Annotated in this window: 6 protein-coding genes; 1 reads left to right on the top strand and 5 read right to left on the bottom strand. The window is 47.8% G+C overall.

Annotated features, from left to right (window positions below):
* Positions 1-292: 292 nt before the first annotated feature.
* Together H6A28_RS05320 and H6A28_RS05315 are read right to left on the bottom strand one after the other, a co-directional pair.
* Positions 293-1,606 carry an anaerobic C4-dicarboxylate transporter family protein gene (locus H6A28_RS05320; RefSeq protein ID WP_204479215.1) on the bottom strand — a complete coding sequence of 438 codons (1,314 nt, stop codon included), beginning with the start codon at positions 1,604-1,606 and terminating at the stop codon, positions 293-295.
* Positions 1,607-1,882: 276 nt separating this feature from the next.
* Positions 1,883-2,071, bottom strand: coding sequence for a DUF6722 family protein (locus tag H6A28_RS05315; protein WP_204475723.1), 189 nt, complete (start codon positions 2,069-2,071; stop codon positions 1,883-1,885).
* 221 nt (positions 2,072-2,292) lie between these two features.
* On the opposite strand from H6A28_RS05315, the gene purL reads away from it, so the two are divergent.
* Entirely contained in the window at positions 2,293-6,000 is a 3,708-nt protein-coding gene (gene purL / locus H6A28_RS05310) for a phosphoribosylformylglycinamidine synthase (protein WP_204479214.1), read from the top strand.
* 233 nt (positions 6,001-6,233) lie between these two features.
* Here purL and H6A28_RS05305 read toward each other — a convergent pair whose 3' ends face one another.
* The 3 genes from H6A28_RS05305 to H6A28_RS05295 are packed head-to-tail and all read right to left on the bottom strand — an operon-like array spanning position 6,234 to position 12,114.
* Positions 6,234-7,409 carry a TlpA disulfide reductase family protein gene (locus H6A28_RS05305; RefSeq protein ID WP_204479213.1) on the bottom strand — a complete coding sequence of 392 codons (1,176 nt, stop codon included), beginning with the start codon at positions 7,407-7,409 and terminating at the stop codon, positions 6,234-6,236.
* A gap of 9 nt (positions 7,410-7,418) precedes the next feature.
* Positions 7,419-8,834, bottom strand: a complete 1,416-nt coding sequence (locus tag H6A28_RS05300) for a RagB/SusD family nutrient uptake outer membrane protein (protein ID WP_239465269.1) — start codon at positions 8,832-8,834, stop codon at positions 7,419-7,421.
* 25 nt (positions 8,835-8,859) lie between these two features.
* Positions 8,860-12,114, bottom strand: coding sequence for a SusC/RagA family TonB-linked outer membrane protein (locus H6A28_RS05295; RefSeq protein WP_204479211.1), 3,255 nt, complete (start codon positions 12,112-12,114; stop codon positions 8,860-8,862).
* Positions 12,115-12,176: the final 62 nt, after the last annotated feature.

The following is a 12,176-nucleotide window of genomic DNA, read 5'->3' as shown; positions in this document are numbered from 1 at the left end:
TACAAATTTTTATACGATTATCATCTTCTGTCTACCGAGAAAAACCCTTTCACAAAATTTTAACCTCCCATCCATACCCTCTTTTCCTCCAGTGTTTTCTTCAAAAAACTCTTACAAATTCTCTGTTTCACACTGTGGGATACAAAAACCACAGTGTGGGATATATATTTCACACTGTGAGATACAAATCCCGCAGTGTGAAACAGAGAAAATTCAAGGGAAAAAAAGATAAATGAGACGGGGCGTTTTCGTTTATCATCTCTACCACCTCCGAGAAATACCTTTACTCAGCCTACAAATCCACCAGTACCGCTAAAATACCCAGACCTACGGCTACAAACGTAGAAATCAATCCCGGCATCATAAACGAATGATTGAGCACATACTTCCCAATGCGAGTGGTGCCTGTAGTATCGAAATTGATAGCTGCCACTACCGTCGGATAGTTCGGAATGAAAAAATACCCGTTCACCGCTGGAAAAAGCGCAATCAGCATATAGGGGGAAATGCCCAATGCCATGCCCAAAGGAAGCAAGGCCCGGATGGTAGCCGCCTGACTGAACAACAGGATGGACATGACAAACAAAGCCACGCCGAAAAGCCAGGGCATATCCGTCACCATACCGAAAATACCTTCTTTTATCACCGCAATGTTACCCGAAATGAAGGTATCGCCCATCCAGGCAATACCAAAGATAGCTACTACCGCCTGCATACCCGCATTGAATACCGAACTCTTGGCCGCCTTCATACCACTGGTACCAGTCAGCAGCAAAATCAGTGCAGCTACCGACAACATAAGAATTTCAATGATGTGTGCCATCTGCATCACGACCACGCCTTCGGAGGTCTGGAACGACGGGCGGAGGCTGTCGATGGAGCCAAACAACACAATGCCCACCGTGGCAGCCAAAAACAACAGCACAGAAGTCAGCGCCTTGCCGGGATGAAGTACCTCGGCCGTACAATAATTGGCCCCCGACAACTCCCCTGACTTCAAACGTGCCTGGTACACAGGGTCATCTTTCAATTCCTTGCCCACATGCATGGAATAGAGAGCCCCTACCAGCACACCCACCAAAGTACAGGGAATGGAAATCTTCAGGATATCAAACAAGGTAATATCGTATCCGGCCAACATACTCAAAAGGGCAACCGTAGCCGCAGAAATGGGACTGGCGGTAATGGCCTGCTGGGAAGCAATGACGGCAATTCCCATCGGACGCTCCGGACGGATGCCTGTCTCACGAGCCACTTCGGCAATCACCGGAAGTACGGAATAGGCCACATGCCCCGTTCCGGCAAAGAAAGTAAAGAGGTAAGTCACCAGCGGACTCAGCAAGGTGATACGCTGGGGATGTCGGCGCAAGATTTTCTCCGCCCATTTCACCATCAAATCCAATCCTCCGGCAGCTTGCATACAACCCGCCGCTGCAATCACTGCCACAATCATCAGCATCACATCAATCGGAGGAGCAGTCGGTTCCAGTCCGAACACAAAGGTGAGGACAGCCAGCCCGAGACCTCCAAACACACCCAGTCCGATGCCGCCCACCCGTGCGCCGACCACAATGGCCAGCAAGACAAACAGTAATTGTAACCACATAAAATAGAAACAGTTTTTGGTTTAAAGCGCAAAGATAGGCATATTCCGCGGAATGTGAAAACGAAGAACAGAATACAAAGTCCTCTACCCTCCCATAAACCGGATATCAAAAAAAAGCTGTTCCAAAACCCCTTAGTTGTTTTGAAACAGCTTCTTTACCCTAATTTTTAATTTATCGTATGTTCTTTTTCGCTTCTTTCTTGTCTTGGTAATTAAAATACGCCAAACTGACGAGCGCAATAACAATCACCATTACCGATACAATAATTGCTCCCATTATTTGTCCTCCTTCTTATCTTTAAGCAACGTAAGTCCTGTCACAAGAGTTACTAATACGGCAAGGACTACAAGTCCATACATATACCATGCCCATTCATTCACCCCGCTAAAAAGGGACGTCAGTAACACGGCTGTGGTCATATACTTGGCTATATCTAAAAACCATTTGCCTAACTCTTTTCTCATGACGCAAATATAACAATTTATTTCTAATAGCCAATTATTCTTACCTTTCTATTTTATTTTAAGAAACTTCTTACCCCTCATCCCATCTACCAGCTAAAAGCCAATTCCTCCCTATGCAACATACGCAATTACTTTTATTTTTCTTCGTAATTCCGAGGATTTTCCCTACCTTTGTACCACTTTTAAAGCGCATTGAATTTTCATTATAACATACAAGTGCTATGATTCTATTTTTCAGAACACCCACAAACAGTGTGATTGCCACAGAATGCAATCAGGAGCTGAATGCTGAAGACGTCAAGAAACTATGCTGGCTTTACAGCGACGCTACTGTGGAAAATGAAGACAACCTGAAAGGATGGTTCATCGGTCCACGTCGTGAAATGATTACCCCCTGGAGTACAAATGCAGTAGAAATCACCCAAAACATGGGTCTCAAAGGCATCCGCCGTATCGAGGAATATTTCCCGGTAAAGGATGAGAACGCTGACCATGACCCGATGCTGCAACGTATGTACCACGGACTGAATCAGGACATTTTCACGGTGGACATCAAACCGCAGCCTATCATATACATTGATAATCTGGAAGAATACAACGAAAAGGAAGGTCTGGCGCTGTCACGCGAAGAAATGGACTACCTGCTGAAGGTAGAAAAAGACCTGGGCCGCAAGCTGACTGACTCGGAAGTATTCGGTTTCGCACAGATTAACTCAGAGCACTGCCGCCACAAAATCTTCGGCGGAACTTTCATCATCGACGGACAGGAAATGGAATCGTCTCTGTTCCAGATGATCAAGAAAACCACGCAGGAAAACCCCAACAAGATTATCTCGGCCTACAAAGACAACGTGGCCTTCGCCGAAGGTCCGGTGGTAGAACAATTCGCTCCGGCCGACCACTCTACTTCTGACTATTTCATTATCAAAGATATCAAGACCGTCATTTCACTGAAAGCGGAAACTCACAACTTCCCGACTACCGTGGAACCGTTCAACGGAGCTTCTACCGGTACCGGTGGTGAAATCCGCGACCGTATGGGTGGTGGTAAAGGTTCCTGGCCGATTGCCGGAACTGCCGTGTACATGACTTCTTATCCGCGTACAGACGAAGGCCGCGACTGGGAAAACATCCTACCGGTGCGCAAATGGTTGTACCAGACACCGGAACAGATTCTGATCAAAGCATCAAACGGTGCTTCCGATTTCGGTAACAAGTTCGGACAGCCGCTGATTTGTGGTTCTGTACTGACTTTCGAACACGAAGAGAACAACGAAAAATATGCTTACGACAAAGTCATCATGCTGGCAGGAGGTGTAGGTTACGGTACACAGCGTGACTGCCTGAAAGGTACTCCGGAAGCCGGTGACGAAATCGTCGTACTCGGTGGTGACAACTACCGCATCGGTCTGGGAGGTGGTTCCGTTTCTTCCGTAGATACCGGACGTTACTCTTCTGGTATCGAGCTGAACGCCATCCAGCGTGCCAACGCCGAAATGCAGAAACGTGCCTACAACGTGGTACGTGCCCTGTGTGAGGAAGATGTAAACCCGATTGTGTCTATCCACGACCACGGTTCTGCCGGACACGTGAACTGTCTGTCTGAGCTGGTGGAAGACTGCGGTGGTCTGATTCACATGGACAAACTGCCTATCGGTGACGAAACCTTGTCGGCCAAGGAAATCATCGCCAACGAATCACAGGAACGTATGGGCTTGTTGATTGAAGACGAAGCCATCGAACATGTACGCAAGATTGCCGACCGTGAACGTGCCCCGATGTACGTGGTAGGTGAAACAACCGGCGACCATCGCTTTGCCTTCGAACAGGCTGACGGTGTCCGTCCGTTCGACCTGGCCGTAGACCAGATGTTCGGTTCTTCTCCGAAAACTTATATGGTAGACAAGACCGTGGAACGTCACTATGAAAACGTTTCTTACGATGTCACCAAACTGAATGAATATTTGCGCCGCGTACTGCAACTGGAAGCCGTAGCCTGCAAGGACTGGTTGACCAACAAGGTAGACCGTTCCGTCACAGGTAAGATTGCCCGCCAGCAGTGCCAGGGTGAATTGCAGTTGCCGTTGAGCGACTGTGGTGTCGTAGCCCTCGACTACCGTGGTGAAAAAGGTATCGCTACCGCACTGGGACACGCTCCGCAGGCTGCCTTGGCTAATCCGGAAGCAGGTTCCGTACTGGCTGTATCGGAAGCATTGACCAACTTGGTATGGGCTCCGCTGGCCGACGGCATGGACAGCATTTCTTTGTCAGCCAACTGGATGTGGCCTTGCCGTTCACAGGAAGGGGAAGATGCCCGTCTGTACAAGGCTGTGAAAGCATTGTCTGATTTCTGCTGCGAACTGCAAATCAACGTACCGACCGGTAAGGACTCTCTGTCCATGACACAGAAATATCCGAACGGAGAAAAAATCATCAGCCCGGGAACCGTCATCGTTTCTGCCGGTGGTGAAGTATCCGACGTGAAGAAAGTGGTTTCTCCGGTCATGGTCAACAAACCAAAATCAACCTTCTATCATATCGACTTCAGCTTCGACCAGCTCCGTCTGGGTGGTTCTGCCTTTGCACAGTCACTCAACAAGGTGGGCGACGACGTGCCGACCGTACAGAATCCGGAATACTTCCGCGATGCCTTCATGGCTATCCAGGAACTGGTCAACAAGGGCTTGATTCTGGCCGGACACGATATCTCTGCCGGTGGTCTGATTACTACCCTGCTAGAAATGTGCTTTGCCAACGTGGACGGCGGTATGGAAATCAACCTCGACAAGATCAAGTGCGACGACATCGTGAAGATTCTGTTTGCTGAAAACCCGGGTGTAGTGATTCAGGTAGCCGACAAGCACAAGGCAGAAGTCAAGAAGATTCTGGAAGATGCCGGTGTAGGTTACGTGAAGATTGGTGTACCGACCGAAGAACGTCACATCCTGGCTACCTTCCACGATGCGACTTACCAGTTCGGTATTGATTACTTGCGCGATGTATGGTATTCTACTTCTTACCTGCTCGACCGCAAGCAGAGCATGAACGGCTGTGCCAAGAAACGTTTCGAAAACTACAAGCAGCAGCCGCTGGAATTCGTATTCGACAAGTCATTCACCGGCAAACTGTCACAGTTTGGCCTCAACCCGGACCGTCGTACACCGAGCGGCATCAAGGCAGCCATCATCCGTGAAAAGGGAACCAACGGTGAACGTGAAATGGCTTACATGCTGTACTTGGCCGGCTTCGACGTAAAAGACGTGACCATGACCGACTTGGTCAGCGGACGTGAGACACTGGAAGACATCAACATGGTAGTTTACTGCGGTGGATTCTCCAACTCCGACGTATTGGGTTCTGCCAAAGGATGGGCCGGAAGCTTCCTGTTCAACCCGAAAGCCAAAGCAGCCCTCGACAACTTCTATGCCCGCGAAGATACTCTTTCACTGGGTGTCTGCAACGGTTGCCAGCTGATGATGGAACTGGGACTGATTACTCCTGAAGACAAGAAGAAAGGAAAGATGCTGCATAACGACTCCCACAAGTTTGAATCTGCCTTCTTAGGTGTGACTGTACCGATGAACCGCAGCGTGATGTTCGGCTCTCTGAGCGGCTCCAAACTGGGAATCTGGGTAGCTCACGGAGAAGGTAAGTTCTCATTGCCTTATCCGGAAGACCACTACAACGTGGTACTGAAGTATTCTTACGATGAATACCCAGGCAACCCGAACGGTTCAGACTACAGTGTAGCAGGTATTGCCAGCCAGGATGGACGTCATCTGGCCATGATGCCTCACTTGGAACGCGCTTGCTTCCCGTGGGAGAATGCTTATTATCCGCTCGACCGCAAGAACGAAGACCAAATCACTCCATGGATGGAAGCCTTCGTTAATGCCCGCAAGTGGGTGGAAGCCAACCGCAAGAAATAATCCGGAACTACCGGAAAATAATATAAAGTGGAGGTGCACCTCAAGCGCACCTCCACTTTTTTTATCCTTTCTCCCATCCGAGGTCCGGAATTTCCTCCCCCACATCGGAACGGATTCCTTTCTTCAGTCCATAAAAAAACGGTACACAAATCTGACTGCCCAGATTCATGCACCGCCTGTGTTCGGAATCCCTTACAGGGCTTTCCGTATCAAATTCTCGCTTAGTTCAACTCTTACTGGAACAACTCCTTCAATTTCTCGGCCAGGGCCTCGCCACGCAGGTTCTCGCCCACCATTACCCCATCTGCTGTAATCAGATACATGGTCGGTACGAATTTCACCTTATAGAGCGCAGCCACACCCGTTTCGTCCAAGAAATTCGGCCAAGTCAATCCTTCTTCCTTCAACGCCTTTTCCCAGTCTGCTTTCTTCTGATCAATGGAAATGCTCACAATTTCAAAACCTTTTCCGCTATACTGCGCATACAGTTTCTTCAGGTTCGGAATTTCTTTCCGGCACGGATTGCACCAGGAAGCCCAGAAGTCAATCAGCACATACTTCTTTCCCTGACTTAATGCAGAAAGCGACACTTCCTTTCCGGTTTTGTCTTTCACCTTGAAGTCGGGTACCTTTGTCCCTTCCTTTCCTGCCGGATAAAGTTCTTCTTTCACCTTCTGTCCGTAATAAGACTGTTTAGCGGCAGGAGAAAGTGCTTCGTACCACGGTCTCATGTCTTCACTCAGGTAGCTGGTAAACGAAATCATCATCAAAGGTCCCCAGAAAGAATCCTTGTTGGCCATGACTACCTGATGATACAATGAATCTACCGTAGTAAAGAATACCTGATCGGCAGCTGCTCTGGCTTTACCCTCCTCGCTTTGCCGCAGTTCCCGAATCTTCGCCTGGTCTTTAACCTGATAAGCTGCCCGCATCAGGCTGTCAAAAGCAGCAAATTTACGGGCATTGAACGCATACAACGAATCCAGATACGTCCGCGTAGACATCAACGAATCATAACGTGCACTCAGCGGAGAGCCCTTTACCGACAAAGAAGAGAGATTATAGGAAACTCCCCCGTCAGATTCCTTCTTGGCCACCAGCTTTCCTGTTACCTCCATTTGGGCATTTTCCAACATAAGATTGCGCGAACCGTATGCATCTTTCACCAACAAATGGAAAGCTCTCGGTTCCTCCATTTTTCCTGTAAACACAAACTGTCCGTTAACCACCGTCGTATCGGCAAAAGGCAGTTCACTGTCGTGGCTTACCGGCACCAACTGCACATGTGTGCCGTCGGGCAAGCCTTCAATATTACCTTTCAACACATAGCCATCTACTGCAGGCTGGCTGGTACATGCCGTTGCCATCAACCCCATAATGGCCATACAAGAGAAATTCTTCATTTTCATAATTCGATTTTATTTAGTTACATTTTGTTCAATTGTTCCATTTCCGGGATTATTGAGTGCCCCAGCCGGGAAAGGCATAGTCCACAAATGAGACGTAGGGCTCAAAGAATATTCCTGCCCCTCATAAGTTTTAGTCAAAGTCCGGGCATACGTACCTTCCTGATTATACCGGCGGGCATCCGCAAAAGGCACAATAGAGAAAATCAGTTCATTGTCTTTGGTGCGGCGAATCAGTGACAGCGCCTCTTCCAAAGTGGAAGCCTCAGCCGGACAATAGACTTCTGAACGGATACGGGTAATCCGCACGGCATTCAGCGTATTCATTGCTTCGGAATAATCGTTGCCTTCGGCCAACCGTGCCTGACACTCTGCCTTGATAAGATACACCTCACAGGTGGTCAGTCCTCCATGATTGAAATAGCCCGACTCCAGCGCCTTGTAATACGTATCATTATTATCTGTTTTCAGCTTCCAACGTGACAGGAAACGGGCATCCCCTTCTTCGAAACGTGCCGCTCTTTCCACCGGGATGTTCTTCTCATAGCTGTCATACACAGACTGTTCTCCGAGGCGCAGATAATAGTTCTCTACATAATCATACTGCATAGGAGTGGCAATCTTGTCATAATTGTCCGGATCATCAAGGGCAGTCTTATGTTCTTCATAGAATGCGTTCCAGTCGTAAAGCTGGTCATTCTGTTCCAAAGCTAAGTTGGCATAACGCAAAGCCTCACTGTAGTTCTGCATCTGCAGGTACACACGGGCCAGCAACGCATACCCCGCACCCAAATTGGGATGAATGGCCGTCATGGACTGGGCCGGTAAGCCCATTTCAATGGCCTCCTTTACATCTTGGATAATGAAATCATACATATCCTGAATGGACACCTGCGTGTAAGGCGCATCAATATCGGCACTGGTAATAAGGGGTACACTGCGCTTCTCGGCAGCCGTTGCCGCATCATACGTATCGGCATAATAATTGACCAGCACATCGTAGCAAAGCGCACGTATCACCTTGGCATACGCCATCACCTCGTTCCGTTCGGCATCTGTTGCTTCCGTAGCAGTCGGCACATTCTCTACAATCAGATTGCAACTGGAGATGGCACCATAAAGCACATAGTAAGTTCCTTCATCGGAATTATTCAGCACAATGCGGTCGGCCGATTCGTCCCACATATAATTGGCACGGCTCAAGCTTGGCGTATTCACCTGCGAATTGGTCAGATAGATATCATTCAACAAATACAACGCATTAGTCACAGGAGTCCGGCCGATGGTATACTGGTCACGCAGCAAGGCTTCAAAATCTTCCAGGGTGGTAGGAATCTTGTTCCCCTTCGGCGCTATATTCAAATAATCATTGCATGAGCTGAACAACAGGCAAACCAGCGCAGCCCCAAAATATAATATCTTATTCATACGTTTCATACTATAAAAATCGAGGTTAGAAATTCAGATACACACCACACAAGTAGTTAGGTTTGGCATAACCGCCCAGCAAATATTTGGCATTGCTGCTCTTAGCCACCATAAACACATTTTCCATACCCAACATAATACGTGCATTCTTTACATACAGTTTGTGACACACACTGGCCGGAATGCGATATGTCAATGACAAGTTTCTCAACCGCCAGTTAGTAGCATCCAACACATTAATAGAGGAATAGGCATACATATTCTCGTAGTTATAGTTATAGAGTTCACTCTCTGCCGAAATATAACGCGGCACATTGGTATAAGCCTCATCTCCCGGTTCCCGCCAACGGTTTTCGATATCTTTGCTTACAGGACTCATGCCAGAACCGATGAACGCCACGTTGGTATTCCGCATCTTGTATCCGCCTTCAAACAAGAACTGAGCTGCCAGTTCCCAGTTCTTCCAGCGCAAATTCGTATTAATAGAGCCATTGTAAACCGGTACGGTAGTTCCTAAATAAACCAAGTCTTCAATTTCGGTAGGAGTCATGTCTGTGTACAAGTTTCCTTTTGCATCGTACACCTGCGGAGTACCTGTCGCACTCAATCCAGCCCACTGGTATCCATAAATCGCATTGTACGGATTTCCTACCCGAGGATAAGCCGTCGGATAATCAATCACCAGATAAGAAACCGGGGCTTCCACATTGATGTAAGTCACCTTATTCTTATTGTAACCCAATACCCCGCTCACATTCCAGGTCCAGTCATTATTCCGGATGATATCCCCCGACAAGGTCAGTTCAAATCCCCGGTTTGTCATTTTTCCATTGTTGATGGAATAGGTGCTGTATCCCCATCCCTCCGTAGGAACGCCATTGGTATTGGCCAGCAAGTCTGTACCTAACTTGTTATAAATTTCAAACGAACCGTTCAACCGGTTGCCCAACAAGGCAAAGTCTACACCGATATTCAGTGTCGTAGTCTTTTCCCAACGCAAGTTCGGATTCGGACGGCTGGAGATGGTACCCTGAATACCTCCCACCTGGTTATTGGTATTATAATAGGCAATCATGTAAGGAGCCGAATCTTTGGCAATATTACCTCCGATACCGTAGCTGGCACGTAACTTCAACATATTCACCCAAGGCACCTGGAAAAACTTTTCCTGGCTGACATTCCATCCGGCACCCACCGACCAAATAGGACGCTTCTGATACTTGGAACCCGTAGAAAACAAGTTGGTCTTATCCCAGCGGATACTTCCGCTCACCATATATTTCCCGTCGTAAGTGTATGCCGCATTGCTATATACAGACACATAACGGTTCACCAGTTCACGGATGTAGGACATATCTTGCTGCCCAAAAGAGCCATATCCCCATTGCCCGCGGAAATTGCTCAACTGCCCTGCATCAACCAAGCTGTAGGTCAGCAATTGAGGGTCGTAATTATACAGCGTACGGTCATTGTAATCCAATTTATTTTCCCGGGTTTCCGTACCTAAAATCATGGTCACATCGTGTACCTCGGCAAAAGTCTTGCTGAAGTCCAGCTGCTGACGAAAATTATACGCATGCGTCGTATTGGCAGAAGTGAAAAAGATGTTTCCATACGGTAAGGCAAAAGTCGACGTACCGTCATTGTTGGAAGTAGAGAACGTGTTGACCTTATTGCGCACTTCGTACGAATCCTTGCTCTTCAGCTGTTCGGTCTTATATTCCGCATATTCGTATTGGAAAGAAGCCGTATATTTCAACCAGTCGGTAAACTTGAACGTCAGACGGGCAAACGTACGGTTGCTGAAATCCTGATTCTTGGTCTGATTCATCTTCATCTCATCCAGCGGTGTGATATCCAGATTATACAATCCATTATTGTGCAGCAGGTTCAAGTCATACACGCTATAACGGTCGGCTTCTGTATTGGTGTAATACGTACCGTCACCGTTTACCAGTCCATCGTATGGCATATAAGTATATCCCGGTGAAAGAAGATTATAAGACTGCGTAGTACCTTTACCATAATTCAGATACGTCCCCACATCCAGTGTCAGCCAGGAAGTCATCTTCGTAGAGTTCTGCAAATTGATGCCGATGGTTCTGTTTTCAGAGAATTTATCCTCCAACTGATTGTTACGATAAGACACAGACGCATTGAACGTATTCTTCTCTGTTCCCTTTCCGATATTCAGGTTATACTGTTGGGAAAAAGGATTACGCTTACCATATTTCTCCACGTCTCGATAATAACGGTAGCCCTGCGAAGCCAGTCCCGCCAGATTGCTTTCCATCTGATCCTTTGAAATATGTCCCGCATAATAATTCAGGATGTTACGGATACCCTGTGTAGGATAAGACATGTTATCGAGTACCGTCTGCGCATAACCTTGCGCGTCAGTCCCACTCAAATGAGGATTCTGGGCAGCCCATTCCCTTTCCAGTTCCACCATCGTGGCCGAGCCTGCCAAGTATTTATCCGCATACGTTGCATAGGGTTGCACGGTCAGTGTGGCAGAGAAAGACACATTCAGTTCGTCCTTCTTGGCTCGTTTGGTCGTAATCACTACTACACCGTTCGCCGCACGGGCTCCATAGATGGAAGTAGCCGCCGCATCTTTCAGGACCGTAATACTTTCGATATCTTCCATATTCAGGTCGGGCACACTTTCCACCCAGTTTCCGTATCCGTCGTTCGTGGTTTTTTCTACTGGAAAGCCGTCAATCACATACAACGGAGTAGTCAACCCGTTCATGGAAGTCACTCCTCGGATTTTCCCGTCGCTGTATCCAGCCACACGCCCATCCAACACGGAACCCATGTCACTAAGACGCTGTGTTTCCAGCTTCTGTGCATCCACTTTTGAGAATGCTCCGGTAGCACGTTCCTTGGAAATGGTCTGATAACCGGTCACCACCACTTCATCGAGCAGTTCAGTCGAAGGCTGAAGGGCTATATAATAATCATTGTCTGAAGTCAACTGCACACGCTGGGATTTGTAACCCAGATAAGATGCCTCAATCTCCTTTGTGCCCCGCGGCAGCGTCAGCGTGAAATGCCCCTGCATGTCTGTAATGACAGCCGCAATGGAACCTTTCGGATCCTCATTGACCTGCTTCACATGTGCAGCAGGAAGCGGTTCCTTGTTTTCATCCACTACAATACCATGAATAGTGCGCTCATGTTGGGCATAAGCCGGAAATACGGACAAGACCAGCATAGCACCCAATAGCAGAAAGCCCATTTTGAGCCGAATGTCGTGCAATACGTTTTTTCCCATACTTATATCTTTTTAGAAGTTATAGACTGATGTCTTCCTACATTTTTTGCAAATCTCCTTAG

The organism is Bacteroides mediterraneensis (assembly GCF_016900355.1).
Lineage (GTDB): Bacteria > Bacteroidota > Bacteroidia > Bacteroidales > Bacteroidaceae > Phocaeicola.
The sequence above is the reverse complement of the archived record's forward strand: the minus strand, read 5'-3'. Positions and strand labels throughout refer to the sequence as shown.